This window comes from Chitinimonas prasina (genome assembly GCF_030160395.1).
Classification (GTDB): Bacteria; Pseudomonadota; Gammaproteobacteria; order Burkholderiales; family Chitinimonadaceae; genus Chitinimonas; species Chitinimonas prasina.
The window spans coordinates 994,292-1,010,004 of sequence record NZ_BSOG01000001.1 but is presented as its reverse complement, the minus strand read 5'-3'; the positions used below and the strand labels follow the sequence as shown (position 1 = coordinate 1,010,004).

Annotated in this window: 18 protein-coding genes; 4 read left to right on the top strand and 14 right to left on the bottom strand. The window is 61.2% G+C overall.

Annotated features, from left to right (window positions below; all coding sequences use genetic code 11):
* Positions 1-77 precede the first annotated feature (77 nt).
* The 14 genes from QQK16_RS04795 to mnmG all read right to left on the bottom strand — a co-directional run bounded on the left by QQK16_RS04795 (position 78) and on the right by mnmG (position 12,256).
* Complete coding sequence (locus tag QQK16_RS04795; RefSeq protein ID WP_284195287.1) at positions 78-329, bottom strand: hypothetical protein; 252 nt, start codon at positions 327-329, stop codon at positions 78-80.
* A gap of 431 nt (positions 330-760) precedes the next feature.
* The gene (locus QQK16_RS04790) at positions 761-1,186 is read right to left on the bottom strand and encodes a F0F1 ATP synthase subunit epsilon (protein ID WP_284195286.1); all 426 of its coding nucleotides are present in this window, start codon (positions 1,184-1,186) and stop codon (positions 761-763) included.
* Between the two features lie 10 nt (positions 1,187-1,196).
* Complete coding sequence (gene atpD / locus QQK16_RS04785) at positions 1,197-2,615, bottom strand: F0F1 ATP synthase subunit beta (protein WP_284195285.1); 1,419 nt, start codon at positions 2,613-2,615, stop codon at positions 1,197-1,199.
* A gap of 40 nt (positions 2,616-2,655) precedes the next feature.
* Positions 2,656-3,522, bottom strand: a complete 867-nt coding sequence (gene atpG, locus QQK16_RS04780) for a F0F1 ATP synthase subunit gamma (RefSeq protein WP_284195284.1) — start codon at positions 3,520-3,522, stop codon at positions 2,656-2,658.
* Between the two features lie 28 nt (positions 3,523-3,550).
* Positions 3,551-5,092 carry a F0F1 ATP synthase subunit alpha gene (gene atpA, locus QQK16_RS04775; RefSeq protein WP_284195283.1) on the bottom strand — a complete coding sequence of 514 codons (1,542 nt, stop codon included), beginning with the start codon at positions 5,090-5,092 and terminating at the stop codon, positions 3,551-3,553.
* Between the two features lie 11 nt (positions 5,093-5,103).
* Positions 5,104-5,640, bottom strand: coding sequence for a F0F1 ATP synthase subunit delta (locus tag QQK16_RS04770; protein WP_284195282.1), 537 nt, complete (start codon positions 5,638-5,640; stop codon positions 5,104-5,106).
* A gap of 6 nt (positions 5,641-5,646) precedes the next feature.
* Positions 5,647-6,117, bottom strand: a complete 471-nt coding sequence (locus QQK16_RS04765) for a F0F1 ATP synthase subunit B (protein WP_284195281.1) — start codon at positions 6,115-6,117, stop codon at positions 5,647-5,649.
* A gap of 31 nt (positions 6,118-6,148) precedes the next feature.
* On the bottom strand, positions 6,149-6,430 hold the full coding sequence (atpE, locus tag QQK16_RS04760; RefSeq protein ID WP_284195280.1) for a F0F1 ATP synthase subunit C: 282 nt from the start codon (positions 6,428-6,430) through the stop codon (positions 6,149-6,151).
* Between the two features lie 78 nt (positions 6,431-6,508).
* The gene (gene atpB / locus QQK16_RS04755) at positions 6,509-7,360 is read right to left on the bottom strand and encodes a F0F1 ATP synthase subunit A (RefSeq protein ID WP_284195279.1); all 852 of its coding nucleotides are present in this window, start codon (positions 7,358-7,360) and stop codon (positions 6,509-6,511) included.
* A gap of 17 nt (positions 7,361-7,377) precedes the next feature.
* Positions 7,378-7,785 (bottom strand): hypothetical protein, encoded by a 408-nt coding sequence (locus tag QQK16_RS04750; protein WP_284195278.1) that lies wholly within the window; start codon positions 7,783-7,785, stop codon positions 7,378-7,380.
* 199 nt (positions 7,786-7,984) lie between these two features.
* Positions 7,985-8,833 (bottom strand): ParB/RepB/Spo0J family partition protein, encoded by an 849-nt coding sequence (locus QQK16_RS04745; protein WP_284195277.1) that lies wholly within the window; start codon positions 8,831-8,833, stop codon positions 7,985-7,987.
* Positions 8,834-8,836: 3 nt separating this feature from the next.
* Positions 8,837-9,601, bottom strand: coding sequence for a ParA family protein (locus QQK16_RS04740; protein ID WP_284195276.1), 765 nt, complete (start codon positions 9,599-9,601; stop codon positions 8,837-8,839).
* On the bottom strand, positions 9,598-10,236 hold the full coding sequence (gene rsmG / locus QQK16_RS04735) for a 16S rRNA (guanine(527)-N(7))-methyltransferase RsmG (RefSeq protein WP_284195275.1): 639 nt from the start codon (positions 10,234-10,236) through the stop codon (positions 9,598-9,600). Before rsmG ends, QQK16_RS04740 begins: the two co-directional genes overlap by 4 nt.
* A 139-nt stretch (positions 10,237-10,375) precedes the next feature.
* Entirely contained in the window at positions 10,376-12,256 is a 1,881-nt protein-coding gene (gene mnmG / locus QQK16_RS04730; RefSeq protein ID WP_284195274.1) for a tRNA uridine-5-carboxymethylaminomethyl(34) synthesis enzyme MnmG, read from the bottom strand.
* 309 nt (positions 12,257-12,565) lie between these two features.
* Here mnmG and QQK16_RS04725 point away from each other — a divergent pair, with 309 nt between their 5' ends.
* The 4 genes from QQK16_RS04725 to QQK16_RS04710 are packed head-to-tail and all read left to right on the top strand — an operon-like array spanning position 12,566 to position 15,677.
* Positions 12,566-12,985 (top strand): NfeD family protein, encoded by a 420-nt coding sequence (locus tag QQK16_RS04725; RefSeq protein ID WP_284195273.1) that lies wholly within the window; start codon positions 12,566-12,568, stop codon positions 12,983-12,985.
* Positions 12,986-13,026: 41 nt separating this feature from the next.
* On the top strand, positions 13,027-13,968 hold the full coding sequence (locus QQK16_RS04720; RefSeq protein WP_284195272.1) for an SPFH domain-containing protein: 942 nt from the start codon (positions 13,027-13,029) through the stop codon (positions 13,966-13,968).
* 2 nt (positions 13,969-13,970) lie between these two features.
* Positions 13,971-14,738, top strand: coding sequence for a substrate-binding periplasmic protein (locus QQK16_RS04715; protein WP_284195271.1), 768 nt, complete (start codon positions 13,971-13,973; stop codon positions 14,736-14,738).
* Between the two features lie 9 nt (positions 14,739-14,747).
* Entirely contained in the window at positions 14,748-15,677 is a 930-nt protein-coding gene (locus QQK16_RS04710; RefSeq protein WP_284195270.1) for an exopolyphosphatase, read from the top strand.
* Positions 15,678-15,713 lie beyond the last annotated feature (36 nt).

Here is a 15,713-nt window from a genome sequence, read left to right as displayed (position 1 = left end):
GCCAAAAACGGCTGGCGGCGGTTTGTCGCGTCACGGCCTGTGGCTAGACGAAGCCCAGGCTTGTGCTGGCGGCAGGCTTAGTCCCGATACAGCTTGAGAAAGCGGAACATCTTGGGCCAGGCTTCTGCCGCGCGGGGCTTGAAGACGATGGCGACTTCGCGGCCATCGAGGGCGGACTCGGTCAGGACAACGTGGTCGGCCACCGACTTGGCGTTCTCGAACTCCTTGGCGTTGACTTTGCAGACTGCCTTGAAGAAGGGGCCATCCAGCCATTGGGCAACTTCTGGTGTGTCCTTGTAAGCCAGATAACCGGCTAAGAGCCTGTTCAAAGCCTTTTCGCCTTGTCGCTGATCTGGAAAACGGCCAGGCACAAGGCGTGGCGCGCAGGCAATAACGTGTTATTGCCAAGCGACACAACGCAGTGAATGGCCGTTTTCCAGATCAGCCCTATGGGTTCGCAGCCATGCCGGCGAAGGGCGGCGTTGCAAGCCGCTGACGGTACCCGTACCGCTGCGCAGCTTGCGCCTTGCCCTTCATCCGGCATGGCTGCGAACGACGAGGTGAAAAGGCTTTGAACAGGCTCTTAGGATGCGTGGGCGACGGCGACCATGGCAAAGCCCAGGGGGATATCGTCGCGGACCAGGATGTACATTTTCATAAGGGGCGCCACTGCGGATGATGGCCCATTACGGTAATTCACACCAAAGCAAAAGGGCAACCCATGGGGTTGCCCTTTTGCTTGGTACTGCTAAGCCACGGGTCAGGCGCGATTGCGGAGTTTCTTGATCGCGGCCAGCTGGGCGACAGCCTGCGCCAGTTCGGCTTGTGCCGAGGCGTAGTCCATCGAACCCGAGCGGTTGGCCAGGGCTTCTTCGGCCAGTTTCTTGGCTTCCAACGCTTTCGCCTCATCGAGGTCGCTACCGCGGATAGCGGTGTCGGCAAGTACCGTCACCACATGCGGTTGCACTTCGAGGATGCCGCCGGATACATAGACCAGCACTTCCTCGTCGTTGCTGTTGGCGACCTTGATGCGCAGCGCGCCCGCTTTGATACGGGTGAGCAGCGGAGCGTGGCGCGGCAGCACGCCGATTTCGCCCATCTCGCCGGGGGCGGCCAGGAATTCGGCCGTACCCGAGTAGATCTGCTCTTCAGCGCTGACTACGTCCACATGCATGGTCATGGCCATTTCCTACCCCTTATTGCAGGGTCTTGGCTTTTTCGACAGCTTCGTCGATGCCGCCGACCATATAGAAGGCCTGCTCCGGCAGGTGATCGTACTCACCGTTCAGAATGCCACGGAAGCCACGCAGGGTTTCCTTCAGGGACACATACTTGCCAGGTGCGCCGGTGAACACTTCGGCGACGTGGAAGGGCTGCGACAGGAAACGCTGGATCTTACGGGCGCGAGCCACGACCAGCTTGTCTTCCGGCGACAGTTCATCCATACCCAGAATCGCGATGATGTCGCGCAGTTCCTTGTAGCGCTGCAGCGTTTGTTGCACGCCACGGGCCACTTGGTAATGCTCTTCACCAACCACTTGCGGGTCCAGCTGACGCGAGGTCGAGTCGAGCGGGTCCACGGCGGGGTAGATACCCAGCGAAGCAATATCACGCGACAGCACGACGGTTGCGTCCAAGTGGGCGAAGGTCGTGGCAGGCGACGGGTCGGTCAAGTCATCGGCAGGCACGTAAACGGCCTGGATGGAGGTGATCGAACCGGTCTTGGTCGAGGTGATACGCTCTTGCAGGCGGCCCATTTCGTCGGCCAGGGTGGGCTGGTAGCCCACGGCGGACGGCATACGACCCAGCAGAGCGGATACTTCGGTACCAGCCAGGGTGTAGCGGTAGATGTTATCCACGAAGAACAGCACGTCACGGCCCTTGCCGTTTTCGTCCTTCTCGTCGCGGAAGTACTCGGCCATGGTCAGGCCGGTCAGCGCTGCGCGCAGACGGTTGCCGGGAGGCTCGTTCATCTGGCCGTAAACCATGGCCACTTTCGATTCGGCCAGGTTGTCCAGCTTGATCACGCCCGAGTCGGCCATTTCGTGATAGAAGTCGTTACCTTCACGAGTCCGCTCGCCCACACCAGCAAACACCGACAGACCCGAGTGAGCCTTGGCGATGTTGTTGATGAGTTCCAGCATGTTCACGGTCTTGCCCACACCGGCGCCACCGAACAGACCCACCTTGCCGCCCTTGGCGAACGGGCAGATCAGGTCGATCACCTTGATACCGGTTTCCAGCAGGTCCACCGAGCTCGACAGTTCGTCGAACTTGGGGGCCTTGCGGTGGATGGACCAACGCTCTTCAGCGACCACGGGACCGACTTCATCCACGGGGTTGCCCAGCACGTCCATGATACGGCCCAGCGTGGCCTTGCCGACCGGCACCGAAATCGGGTTGCCGGTGTTCAGCACAGCCTGGCCGCGCTTCACGCCATCGGTCGAACCCATGGCGATTGCACGGACCACGCCATCACCCAGCTGCTGCTGAACTTCCAGCGTCAGTTCGGGGTTGGCCAGCGTCAGCGCGTCAAATACCTTCGGCATGGCGTCGCGTGGGAATTCCACGTCAACCACCGGGCCAATGATTTGCACGATTTTACCTTGGCTCATCGTTGCATTCCTTAATGTTAAATACTGTTCCGCGCTGCGATCAAACCGCTGCTGCACCGGCGACGATTTCCGACAGTTCCTTGGTGATGGCTGCCTGGCGGGTCTTGTTGTAGACCAGCTTGAGCTCATCAATCACCGTTCCGGCGTTGTCGGATGCGGCCTTCATGGCCACCATCCGGGCGCTTTGTTCGGAAGCGATGTTCTCGGACACTGCCTGGTACACCAGCGCCTCGATATAGCGAACCAACAGATCGTCAATCACCACTTCCGGCGCCGGTTCGTAGATGTACTCGAACGGGTGGTCGCTGACCGGTTTCATGCGGTCGGCCGGTACCGGCAGGAGCTGTTCCATCACCGGTTCCTGCTTCATCGTGTTGATGAAGCGGGTGTAGACGATATGCAGTTCGTCGATCTGGCCGGCCTGGTATGCGTCGAGCATGACCTTGACCGGGCCGATCAGTTTGTCGAGGTGCGGCGTATCACCGAGTTGCACAACGTGCGAGACCACACGGCCGCCAGTACGCTGCATGAAGCCAAAGCCTTTGTTACCGATGGCAGTGACATCGACATCGATGCCGGCCTGTTGCCAGGCCTTCATCTGGTTGACAGCGGTACGCAACACGTTGGTGTTGAGGCCGCCGCACAAACCCTTGTCGGTGGTTACCACGATAATGCCGACGCGCTTCACTTGCGCACGCTTGGTCAGGAAGGGGTGAGCGTAGTCCAGCAGGGCTTGGGCCAGGTGGGCGGTCACATTACGGATTTTTTCACCGTAAGGACGAGCCGCCTTCATCCGGGCTTGGGCCTTGCGCATCTTGGATGCGGCTACCATTTCCATGGCGCGGGTGATCTTGCGCGTGTTCTGCACGCTCTTGATCTTGTTGCGAATTTCTTTGCCGCCTGCCATGACTTGACCTTTCTATCGTTAGATCAAATCAGAAAGCGCCGTTGGCCTTGAACGACTTGATGGCTTCCGCCAGCTTCTTGTCGTTGTCGCCAGACAGCTCACCCTTGCCGTCCATCTCAGCGATGATATCGGCGTGGTTGGCTTTGACGTAGGCATACAGGGCAGCTTCGAAAGCCAGTGCCTTTTCAACCGGCACGTCATCGGCCAGGCCCTTTTCCACTGCGTACAGGGTCACGGACAGCTGCGACACCTTGAACGGAGCGTATTGGCCTTGCTTCAGCAGTTCGGTCACCAGACGGCCGCGATCCAGCTGCTTGCGGGTCGCTTCGTCGAGGTCGGAGGCGAACTGGGCGAAAGCAGCGAGTTCACGGTACTGGGCCAGGGCGGTACGGATACCACCGGCGAGCTTCTTGACGACCTTGGTCTGGGCTGCACCACCGACGCGCGACACCGAGATACCGGCGTTGATGGCGGGGCGGATACCAGCGTTGAACAGGTCCGATTCCAGGAAGATCTGGCCGTCGGTAATCGAGATCACGTTGGTCGGCACGAAGGCGGAGACGTCACCAGCCTGGGTTTCGATGATAGGCAGGGCGGTCAGCGAACCGGTCTTGCCCTTCACGGCGCCATTGGTGATCTTCTCGATGTAGTCTTCGTTGACGCGCGATGCACGTTCCAGCAGACGCGAGTGGATGTAGAACACATCGCCTGGGTAGGCTTCGCGGCCCGGCGGACGACGCAGCAGCAGCGAGATCTGACGGTAAGCCACGGCTTGCTTGGACAAGTCGTCGTATACGATCAGGGCATCTTCACCGATGTCGCGGAAGTATTCGCCCATGGCGCAACCTGCGTACGGCGACAGGTATTGCATGGCGGCCGATTCGGAAGCCGAGGCGGCGACAACGATGGTGTGATCCAGGGCGCCGTGCTCTTCCAGCTTGCGTACCACGTTGGCGATCGACGAAGCCTTCTGGCCGATAGCAACATAGATACAGGTAACGCCGTTACCCTTCTGGTTGATGATGGCATCCAGGGCCACGGCGGTCTTGCCGGTCTGGCGGTCGCCAATGATCAGTTCGCGCTGGCCACGGCCAACGGGCACCATGGCGTCAATCGCCTTGATACCGGTTTGCAGTGGTTGCGACACGGACTGACGGGCGATAACGCCAGGGGCGATCTTTTCGATCGGGCTGGACAGCTTGGCGTTGATCGGGCCCTTGCCGTCGATGGGCTGACCCAGGGCGTTGACCACGCGGCCACGCAACTCGGGGCCGACCGGCACTTCCAGGATGCGACCGGTACACTTGACTTCCGTACCTTCGGAAATGTGTTCGTAGTCGCCCAGAACCACGGCGCCGACCGAGTCGCGCTCCAGGTTCAGTGCCAGGCCAAAGGTGTTGCCCACGAATTCGAGCATTTCGCCCTGCATGACGTCAGACAGGCCGTGCACACGGACGATGCCGTCGGACACCGAAATCACGGTGCCGGTGGTGCGGCTTTCTGTGCCAGCGGACAGGTTCTGAATCTTGCTCTTGATCAGGTCGCTGATCTCGGACGGATTCAATTGCATTGTTTGCACTCCTAACTGGTGAGGCGGGCCGAGAGGGCCGCCAGCTTGCCACGCACCGAGGCGTCAATGACGTCATCACCTAGGGTCATCCGCACACCGCCGATCAGCTCGGGGGTGACGGTAACCGTGGTGTCGATCTTCTTGCCAACGCGGCGGGCCAGGATGGATTTGAGTTCTTCCACCTGGGCTGCGTTGAGTTCGAAAGCCGACTCGATGTGCGCTGTAACCGAACCTTCTGCTGCGGCCTTCAGTTGCTCGAACAGGTCGGCAATATGGGGCAGCAGGACAAAGCGGCGGCTTTCCAGCACGGTAGCAACAAAGTTGCTGACCTGCGGGGTGGCGCGCGCGCCCAGGAGTTCGGTCAGGAGCGCATGTACCTGGCTCGCGGAGAACTTCGGATTGGCGGCGAACTCGACTGCCAGCGGGTCTTGCGCGGCGGCGGCCAGTACAGCCAGCGCCTCCGACCAGGCCGGCAGGCTGTTCGCTTCCTGCGCCAACCGGAATACGGCCTCGGCGTAGGGTCTTGCGACGGTAATGAGTTCAGCCATGAGCGTTTACAGCTCCGCTTTAAGGGTAGCGAGCAGATCGGCGTGACGAGCAGCGTCGATTTCCTTGCGCAGGATCTTCTCTGCACCGGCCACGGCCAGGGCGGAAACCTGCTGACGCAGTTCTTCCTTGGCGTGGTGGACTTGCTGGTCGACTTCCGACTTGGCACCGGCGATCAGACGGTCGCCTTCGACGCGTGCTGCATCCTTGGCTTCGTCAACGATCTGGGTAGCGCGCTTCTCGGCTTGGGCGATGATCTCGGACGCTTGTGCTTTGGCCTTGCGCAGTTCCTCTGCAGCGCGCTTTTCAGCAAGCTCGAGGTCATGCTTGGCGCGGTCTGCGGCGGTAAGGCCATCAGAAATGCGCTTGGCACGTTCATCCAGCGTGGCCATCAGCGGCGGCCAGATGAACTTCCAGGTGACCAGCACCAGCACCGCGAAGACCAACGCCTGCAGAAACAGGGAGGCGTTAATATTCATGAGTTAACCCCTTGAATTGTAGAGGGTTAAATTAGGCGGCGGTTCTGATCAGGGCGACGAGCGGGTTGCCGAAGGCGAACATCAGGGCAACAGCAACAGTAATAATGAAGATGGCGTCAACCAGACCAGCAATAACGAACAGCTTGGGTTGCAGGGCAGCGGCGGATTCCGGCTGGCGAGCTGCGCCTTCCAGGAACTTGGCACCAACCAGAGCCACGCCGATAGCGGCGCCAACGCCTGCCAGACCAATCATCAGGCCGATGGCGATAGCGGTGAATTGCTGAACGTTAGCGATCAGGACTGCGTGTTCCATGTGTTACTCCTAGTGAGGATGGTGATGTAAAGAAAAAAGTGAAACGTTAGAACCAGGTACAGCGAAATCAGTTGCGACTTAGTGCTCTTCGACGGCCAGACCACAGTACACAATGGTCAGCATCATGAAGATATAAGCCTGCAGTATCACGATCAGGATGTGGAAGATGGCCCAGGCGGAGCCTGCTACCACCTGACCCAGCGCACCCAGGATGGAACCGGGGTTGGCACCGGTCCAGCCCATGCCCAGCAGGGCGATCAGCATGAACACCAGTTCGCCGGCGAACATGTTGCCGACCAGACGCAGGGCCAGCGACAGGCCGCGCGAGCCGTATTCGATACATTGCATGGCGCCGTTGACGGGGATCAGGATGATCTTCATCAGCAGGCCGTCGGCATGGAAGGGGGCGGTGAAGAATTCCACCACGAAGCCGACCAGACCCTTGGCCTGTATGCCCAGCAGCACCGACAGCAGCACGACCGACAGCGACATGGCCAGGCCCTGGTTGATGTCAGCGGTAGGCACGACCTTCAGATATTCGACGCCAAACATGGCGGCGATCTTGGGCAGCAGGTCAACCGGCAGGAAGTCCATGGCGTTCATCAGCACCACCCAGACGAAGACCGTCAGGGCCAAGGGTGCAACCAGCTTGCTCTTGCCGTGGAAGATTTCCTTCACATTGGTGTCGACCAGCTCGATGATCAGCTCGATGAACAGCTGGAACTTGGATGGCTTGTCCACCGATGCGCGGCGGGCCACCATGCCGAACACGAAGAGGAAGACAAAGCCCAGGACCAGCGAGATCCAGAAGGTGTCCAGGTGGATGTTGCTAGGATCGACGGGATCCAGAGCGGGATTGGCGCGCAGGTTCAGCAGGTGATGCTGAATGTATTCCGTTGCGTTGGCGGGTGCGTGATGTTCAGCCGACATAGTGTTGATCTTGTGATTTATTTGAGAATCAGTACCAGCAAATAGGCCGCCAGTGCGGCCACGAATGCACCGGCAAACCACGGTGCACTCGCCCCGAAGAAGAGATAGCCGGCGATCAAGAGGATCAGCGCAACTACCACCTTGACGATTTCGGCCAGTAAGAACTGTGCCAGCATCGCCTTCGGGGCCGGAATTCCATTGAATCGGCTGACTCGGCCATATGCCACTACCGCCGCGATCTGGCTCAAGCCACCCATCAGGGCGGCGAGCATCGCTTTGGTATCGGCGATAAAAAATGCTGCCGCGGCAACAACCCCGGTAAGGGCCGACATCGCGATCAGCACTGCTCGAATCTGTTTTCTCAGCTTCTCTGCCGGGCAGAGGGGGCCGGAAAACTCGCGGATATTAGCGTTTTGTTGGTGCATTGGTCAAGCCACGCGCCCCGCAACAGGGCGTAATCGCCTGTTTTTTCTGGCGAATTTCTCGGTGCAACCGCTGGCAGGCCAGTTGCGGGCCTGCCGGGTCAGTTACTTGGGGTGCTGGCGGGGTCTGCCAGCTGTCCTGCTGCCTTAGAGTCTGTCTGCGATTTTTTCACTCCAGGGCGAAAAGATCGTGAACAGGCGCTTAGTTGCGCAGCAGGTTCAACAGGCTGTCGAGCTGGTCCAGCGAGCCATATTCTATGGTGACCTTGCCACGACCCTGGCGGTTGGCGGCTATCTGCACCTTGGCACCCAGCTTGTCGGACAGGTCTTCCTGCAGGCGGGCCAGATCGGGGTCCAGCTTCTTGTCGGTGATGGCAGCTGGTGCCGGCTTGCCGGCCTGCAGGGCTTGTACCAGTTTTTCGGTTTCGCGTACCGACAGGCCTTTCTCGGCAATCATGCGGGCCAGCTCCACCTGCTTGATAACGGGCAGGGTGAGCAGGGCGCGGGCGTGGCCCATGTCGATGGCGCCCTGCATCAGCAGCTCGCGCACCGGCTCGGCCAGGTTGAGCAGGCGCAGCAGGTTGGTGACGGCCGAGCGCGATTTGCCGATAGCGTGGGCGCAGGCTTCGTGAGTCATGCCGAATTCGTCTATCAGCCGCTGCAGGCCGACGGCTTCTTCCAATGGGTTGAGGTTCTCGCGCTGGATGTTCTCGATCAGTGCCATCACCAGCACGACTTCGTCGGACACCTTGCGCACCACCGCAGGCAATTCGGTCAGGCCTGCCTTCTGGGCGGCCCGCCAGCGGCGCTCGCCGGCGATGATCTCGTAACGATCCACTCCGGTCTCGCGTACCAGCACGGGCTGGATCACGCCCTGGGTGCGTATGCTCTCGGCCAGGTCGGCCAGGGCGTGCTCGTCCATATGCGAGCGGGGCTGGTATTTGCCGGGCTGCAGGTAATGGATGGGCAGGGTCTGCAGTTTTTCTTCCACGGGTGCGGCGCTGCCCAGCAGGGCATCAAGACCGCGACCGAGACCTTTGAGCTTGGCCATGGTTTATTTTCCGAAACGCTGATTCAGCTCGGTTGCCAGCTCAAGATAAGCCAGCGCACCGCGCGAGGATTTGTCGTAGGCGAATATGGGCCGGCCGTAGCTGGGGGCTTCGGCCAGGCGGATATTGCGCGGGATCACGGTCTTGAACACCTTGTCGCCGAAATGCTGGGCCAGCTGGGCCACCACATTCTGTGCCAGGGTGGAGCGAGGGTCGTACAGTGTGCGCAGCAGGCCATCGATCTCGATGCGCGGGTTCAGCGCCAGCCGCACCTTGCGCAGGGTATTGACCAGGTCGGTCAGGCCTTCCAGTGCGTAGTACTCGCACTGCATGGGGATGATGACACCATCGGCGGCCACCAGGCCGTTCAGGGTCAGCATATTCAGTGCGGGTGGGCAGTCGATCAGGATGAAGTCGTAGTCGCGGCGCACGTCTTCCAGCGCCACCCGCAGGCGTACCTCGCGGTGCTCCATCTCGATCAGCTCGACTTCGGCGCCGCCCAGTTCGCGGTTGGCCGGCAGCAGGTCGAAGCCAAACTCGGTGCTGACGCGCACATCGCTTAGCTCGGCGTGGCCCAGCAGCATGTGGTAGATGCTGCGGCCCAGCGAGTGCTTGTCCACGCCGCAGCCCATGGTAGCGTTGCCCTGGGGGTCCAGGTCGATCAGCAGGACTTTCTTCTCCAGCTGGGCGAGGCCCGCCGCCAGGTTGACCGCGCTGGTGGTCTTGCCTACGCCGCCCTTCTGGTTGGTGATGGCGAGTACGCGGCTCATGCCTTGGGCTCCATCCAAACGATGCAGCGCTCGGCACCCAGGCCCGGCACCGTCAGTGGCTCGATGCGGCTGACGATATCAGCGGGCAGGGCGGCGATTTCCTCGAACGGTTGCACCCCCTTGAGCGCGGCCCAGCTGCCGCCTTGTGCCAGCAGGGGGCGGGTGAGCCGGACAAAGTCGGCCAGGTCGGCAAAGGCGCGGGAGGTGATCAGGTCATAGGGCGCTGCCGTCACATTCTCGACCCGGTCGCACACCACGCTGACCTGGCGCAGGCCCAGCTCAATCACTGCTTGCTGCAGGAAGGCGGTCTTCTTGTGGTTGCTGTCCAGCAGGGTGATCTGCCAGTCGGGCTGTACGATGGCAAAGGGGATGCCGGGCTGGCCGCCGCCGCTGCCCACATCCAGCAGACGCTGCGGTTGGCGGCCGGCGATGGGGCGCAGTGCCGCCAGGCTGTCGAGCAGGTGATGCGACACCATGCGCTCGGGCTCGGTGATGGCCGTGAGGCTGTAGGTCTTGTTCCACTTGAGCAGCAGGGCCAGGTAGGCCAGCAGACGGGCGACAATGCTGTCGTCCAGCGCCAAGCCCAGAGATTGCAGGCCTTCCCGCAGTTGTGTTTCTTGTTGTTGGCCGATCATGCGGCTGATTCCTCGTCGTGTTCGCGATACAGGGCTGTATGGCTAAGCCTGCTGCCTATTGACGCCAGCTTTGTTGCAATCCCGTTCCGGCCGTACCCTGGGGTGGCGGCGCGTGCCAGGATGGCTGAATTGCTATGTATTAGGCGGCCTTGAAACCGCGCTTCAGGTGTACCAGCAGCAGGCCGATGGCGGCCGGGGTCATGCCCTGCAGTCGGGACGCCTGGCCCAGCGTCTCGGGCCTGTGCTGATTGAGGCGCTGCTGTACTTCCTTCGACAGCCCCGGCACTTTGCTGTAATCCAGGTCGGCGGGCAAGCGCACGTCCTCGATGTCGCTGCGGCGGGCGACTTCGTCCTTCTGCCGTTCGACATAGCCGGCATACTTGATCTGGATTTCCACCTGCTCGGCCACCAGCGGGTCGGCCACGGCCTCACCCGCCACCGGCAGGGTCAGCAGGCTGGCGTAATCCACATTGGGCCGGCGCAGCAGTTGTTCCAGCGTGTATTCGCGCTCTATCTGCTGGCCCAGCACACGCTGGGCATCTTCGGGGCTGACCAGGCGCGGGTTGACCCAGGTGGACTTGAGCCGCTCCAGCTCGCAGGCCACAGCATCGCGCTTGCGGCTGAACAGCGCCCATTGCGCCTCGCTCACCACGCCCAGGCGGTAGCCGTCTTCTGTCAATCGCAGATCGGCATTGTCCTCACGCAGTTGCAGGCGGAACTCGGCCCGGCTGGTGAACATGCGATAGGGTTCCGACACCCCGCGAGTGATCAGGTCGTCCACCAGCACGCCCAGATAGGCCTGGTCGCGCGTGGGGGTCCAGGCGGGCTTGCCCTGTACTTGCAGGGCGGCGTTGAGGCCGGCGAACAGTCCTTGGGCGGCAGCTTCCTCATAGCCGGTGGTGCCATTGATCTGGCCGGCAAAGAACAGGCCGTTGATGGCCTTGCTCTCGAAGCTGGCCTTGAGTGCCCGTGGGTCGAAGTAATCGTACTCGATGGCGTAGCCGGGGCGCAGGATATGCGCCTGCTCCAGGCCACGGATGGATCGCACGGCGGCCAGCTGGATATCGAATGGCAGGCTGGTGCTGATGCCGTTGGGGTAGAACTCGTGGGTCTGCAGGCCTTCCGGCTCCAGGAAGATCTGGTGCGAATCCTTGTCGGCAAAGCGGTTGATCTTGTCCTCGATGGAAGGGCAGTAGCGCGGCCCTACGCCTTCGATGACCCCGGTAAACATGGGGGAGCGATCGAAACCCGAGCGGATGATCTCGTGGGTGCGCTCATTGGTGTGGGTGATCCAGCAGGGCAGTTGCTGCGGATGCATGCCGCGATTGCCGCGCACCGAGAACACAGGTGTGGGGTCGTCACCGGGCTGGGCTTCCAGCACCGAGAAATCAATGCTGCGGCCATCGATACGGGGCGGCGTACCGGTCTTGAGCCGGCCTACTGGCAGGTTCAGCTCGCGCAGGCGGGATGACAGGGTGACCGAGGCGGGGTCGCCAGCGCGGCCGCCCGTATGGTTCTCCAGCCCCACATGGATCTTGCCAGCCAGAAAGGTGCCCGCCGTCAGGACAACTGTCGGCGCCTCAAAGCGTATGCCTATCTGGGTGACCACGCCCACTACCCGGTCGCCCTCGACCACGATGTCGTCCACCGCCTGCTGGAACAGGGTGAGGTTGGGCTGGTTCTCCAGCATGCTGCGTATGGCGGCCTTGTACAGCACCCGGTCGGCCTGGGCGCGGGTGGCGCGCACGGCCGGACCCTTGGAGCCATTGAGGGTGCGGAACTGGATGCCGCCCATATCGGTGGCCAGCGCCATGGCACCGCCCAGGGCATCGACCTCCTTGACCAGATGGCCCTTGCCTATGCCGCCTATGGAGGGGTTGCAGCTCATCTGCCCCAAGGTCTCGATATTGTGGCTGAGCAGCAGGGTGCGCACGCCCATGCGGGCGGCAGCCAGCGCGGCCTCGGTGCCGGCGTGGCCACCACCGATCACAATCACATCGAAACGTTCGGGGTACAGCATATTGGGCGCCTGTTGGTTAAGTGCCTGAATATCAAAGGCAAAGGGTCGGTATTGTACGACAAAATGCTGCACTGCGGCTGACAGGCCACGTTAAAACCCGCGCAGGGGGTGCGAGGGGCTGGTCGCCAGTGCCGGCCAAGGCTATAACATAGGGGCCGCCTGGGTGGTACACAAGGCGGATTGTCGCTGAGCGGTCGGGTGGTCTTGGCCGTTGGCGCGAAGCAAGTGCTTGAATGCCCGGTGGTTTTTCGGCGATGGTCTGGCTGCCTGGGCGTGGGGCTGACTGATAGTGTGATCTTGCAAGGACTTATGGAAAATTATCTGGTCTGGTTTGTACTGGCGGCCGCCCTGATAGGGTTGGAGATGCTGGTGGGTACCTTTTACCTGTTGGTATACGGCCTTGCCTGTGCCTTGGGCGGTGTTGCAGCCTGGGCTGGGCTGACGGTGGTGCCGCAATTGGTGGTGGCTGCGTTGGGGGCTGTCAGCGGTACGGTTTGGTTGCGCCTGCATCCGATGAGCGCTCGGCGCAAGGGAAGCGATTTGCTGGATATAGGGCAGCGCGTTGAGGTGGAAAGCTGGAAGACAGATACCCAGTTAAGGGTGCGCTATCGCGGCACCAGCTGGGATGCTGAGCTGCTGGCTCCCCTGCCGGATAGGCCAACCTCTCTCTACATCGTGGCGCAGCGGAGCAATACCTGGGTGGTGGCTGCTGAGCCGCCGGCCGCTTGATTGCCATCACTTTAAAACGATTTGTTCAGGAGGATCGATAGATGGAATTTGCCATAGTCCTATTTGTGGTGGCACTGGTGTTTGCCATGAAGTCACTCAAAGTTGTACCCCAGCAGCACGCCTGGGTGGTGGAGCGCCTGGGGCGCTTTCATGGCACGCTGGAACCGGGCCTCAATATTGTGGTGCCCTTTGTTGACCGGGTCGCCTACAAGCATGACCTGCGCGAGGTGCCGCTCGACGTGCCCAGCCAGATCTGTATCACCAAGGACAATACCCAGCTGCAGGTGGACGGCATTCTGTATTTTCAGGTGACCAATCCGCAGCAGGCCTCGTATGGCTCCAGTAACTTCGAGCTTGCCATCACCCAGCTGGCGCAGACCACGCTCCGGTCGGTGATAGGCCGCATGGAGCTGGACAAGACCTTCGAGGAGCGCGATGACATCAACCACACGGTGGTGACGGCACTTGACGAGGCTGCCGCCAATTGGGGGGTGAAGGTGCTGCGCTACGAGATCAAGGATCTGACCCCGCCCAAGGAGATATTGCATGCCATGCAGGCGCAGATTACCGCCGAGCGGGAGAAGCGGGCGCTGATCGCCGCCTCGGAAGGGCGCAAGCAGGAGCAGATCAATATCGCCACCGGCCAGCGCGAGGCCGCCATCCAGGCGTCCGAAGGCGAGCGGCAGGCATCGATCAACCAGTCCGAGGGCGATAAGGCGGCGGCCATCAACCGGGCAGAGGGTGAGGCGGAATCCATACGGCTGGTGGCCCGTGCCACGGCCGAAGCCATCCATATGGTGGCGCAGACCATACGCCAGCCAGGCGGCCATGAGGCAGTCAACCTCAAAGTGGCAGAGCGCTATATCGAGGCCTTCGGCAATATCGCCAAGGAAGGCAACACCATGATATTGCCGGCCAATGCCGCTGATGTGGCCGGCTTGGTGGCTACGGCCATGAACGTGGTGAAGCAGCAAAACAGCTGACCATGTTCCTGCGGGCACTCTTGCTGGCCTGGGCCGCGACCCTGGTGGCGCATGCCGAGATACTGCCGCTGCGGGTAGGGGTGGGTAATACCCCGCCCTACAGCTATCTGGAGCAGGGCAAGCCGGCCGGCATGGAGGTGGAGCTGCTGCGCGAAATGGCACGCTTGGATCCGTCGCTGCAGTTTGTCGGGTTGGACAACTTCCTGACTGCGCGGCGGGTAGTGGAAGAAATGAATGCCGGCAGGCTGGACCTGGCGCTGGGCGGCAAGACGCCGGAGCGGGGGGGCCGCTTCCATGTGCTGGAGCCGGCCATCCATAGGGTAAGACTGCGCTTGCTGAGCCGTGCCGATGAGCCGTTGCGGGTAGATAGCCTGGCCACGTTGGCGACGCATGGCGAGCGGGCTGCCGTGCTGGTGATACCAGGTACGACGGCGCATACGCTACTACTGAAGCAAACCGGCCTGGTACTGGATGCTGCACCGGTAGATGTGGAACAGATGCTGCAGAAACTGGTGGCCGGGCGGGGAAGGTTTGCCTTTGGCCTGGAGAGCTCTCTGCTGATATCGGCCGACCGCGTCGGCCTAAGTAGCCGCCTGCGCTGGCAGCCGCTGGATGCAGGCGAACTCGATATACACCTGCTGGTGTCGCAGCATCTGCCTGCCGATACCGTGCAGCGTTTAAATGCGGCCTGGAAAAAACTGGCCGCAAGTCCGAAACTGAAGGAAGTCGTCCACCGCTATACAGGCGAAGCCATCGTCGAGACCCAGTAGGAGCCACCCATGTCACAACAGAAATACCGCCTGATCACCCGCAGTGACTTCGACGGCTTGGTATGCGCCGTGCTGCTGAAGGAGCTCGACCTGATAGACGACATCCTGTTCGTCCACCCCAAGGATATGCAGGACGGCAAGGTGGCGGTCACCGACCGCGACATCAGCACCAACCTGCCCTTTGTGCCGGGCATACATCTGGCGTTTGACCATCATTTGTCGGAAACCCTGCGCAACGAGAAGCGCGACAACCACATCATTATTCCCAGTGCACCTTCGGCGGCGCGCGTGGTGTATGAGTACTACGGCGGCAAGAAGGCCTTCCCGCGTGTGCGGGAGGACATGATGGAGGCGGTGGACAAGGGCGATTCGGCCGATTTCACCGCAGACGAGATACTGAGTCCGGAAGGCTGGGTGTTGCTGAACTACCTGATGGATGCCCGCACCGGCCTGGGCCGCTTCCGTGATTTCCGGGTCAGCAACTATCAGTTGATGATGGATCTGATCGACTATTGCCGCACCCATGGCATAGAAGACATCCTGACATTGCCCGATGTACGCGAACGAGTGGAGCTGTATTTCGACCACGAGCCTAGGGCCAAGGAACAGATACAGCGTTGCACCACCGTACATGGCAACCTGGCAGTGTTCGATCTGCGCAATGAAGAAACCATCTACGCCACCAATCGCTTCATGATCTACGCCCTGTTCCCGGAGACCAATATCTCCATCCACGTGATGTGGGGCAGGGAGAAGCTGAACACGGTCTTCGCCATCGGCAAGTCCATACTGGATCGCAGTTCGGTGACCAATGTCGGCGAGCTGTGCCTCAAGTACGGCGGTGGTGGCCATGGTGCGGCAGGTACTTGTCAGGTAGAGAACGACCAGGCGGTGGCGGTGTTGGCGGAGCTGGTGAGCAAGATCAACGCTGACGGTTGAGAGCCTGTTATGGGCTCCAAGCGGCAAGGCAAGGCG

Coding starts and splice junctions, on each gene's coding strand:
- QQK16_RS04790 (WP_284195286.1), bottom strand. CDS start 1,186: ATGGCCATGACCATGCATGTGGACGTAGTCAGCGCTGAAGAGCAGATC.
- atpD (WP_284195285.1), bottom strand. CDS start 2,615: ATGAGCCAAGGTAAAATCGTGCAAATCATTGGCCCGGTGGTTGACGTG.
- atpG (WP_284195284.1), bottom strand. CDS start 3,522: ATGGCAGGCGGCAAAGAAATTCGCAACAAGATCAAGAGCGTGCAGAAC.
- atpA (WP_284195283.1), bottom strand. CDS start 5,092: ATGCAATTGAATCCGTCCGAGATCAGCGACCTGATCAAGAGCAAGATT.
- QQK16_RS04770 (WP_284195282.1), bottom strand. CDS start 5,640: ATGGCTGAACTCATTACCGTCGCAAGACCCTACGCCGAGGCCGTATTC.
- QQK16_RS04765 (WP_284195281.1), bottom strand. CDS start 6,117: ATGAATATTAACGCCTCCCTGTTTCTGCAGGCGTTGGTCTTCGCGGTG.
- atpE (WP_284195280.1), bottom strand. CDS start 6,430: ATGGAACACGCAGTCCTGATCGCTAACGTTCAGCAATTCACCGCTATC.
- atpB (WP_284195279.1), bottom strand. CDS start 7,360: ATGTCGGCTGAACATCACGCACCCGCCAACGCAACGGAATACATTCAG.
- QQK16_RS04750 (WP_284195278.1), bottom strand. CDS start 7,785: ATGCACCAACAAAACGCTAATATCCGCGAGTTTTCCGGCCCCCTCTGC.
- QQK16_RS04745 (WP_284195277.1), bottom strand. CDS start 8,833: ATGGCCAAGCTCAAAGGTCTCGGTCGCGGTCTTGATGCCCTGCTGGGC.
- QQK16_RS04740 (WP_284195276.1), bottom strand. CDS start 9,601: ATGAGCCGCGTACTCGCCATCACCAACCAGAAGGGCGGCGTAGGCAAG.
- rsmG (WP_284195275.1), bottom strand. CDS start 10,236: ATGATCGGCCAACAACAAGAAACACAACTGCGGGAAGGCCTGCAATCT.
- mnmG (WP_284195274.1), bottom strand. CDS start 12,256: ATGCTGTACCCCGAACGTTTCGATGTGATTGTGATCGGTGGTGGCCAC.
- QQK16_RS04725 (WP_284195273.1), top strand. CDS start 12,566: ATGGAAAATTATCTGGTCTGGTTTGTACTGGCGGCCGCCCTGATAGGG.
- QQK16_RS04720 (WP_284195272.1), top strand. CDS start 13,027: ATGGAATTTGCCATAGTCCTATTTGTGGTGGCACTGGTGTTTGCCATG.
- QQK16_RS04715 (WP_284195271.1), top strand. CDS start 13,971: ATGTTCCTGCGGGCACTCTTGCTGGCCTGGGCCGCGACCCTGGTGGCG.
- QQK16_RS04710 (WP_284195270.1), top strand. CDS start 14,748: ATGTCACAACAGAAATACCGCCTGATCACCCGCAGTGACTTCGACGGC.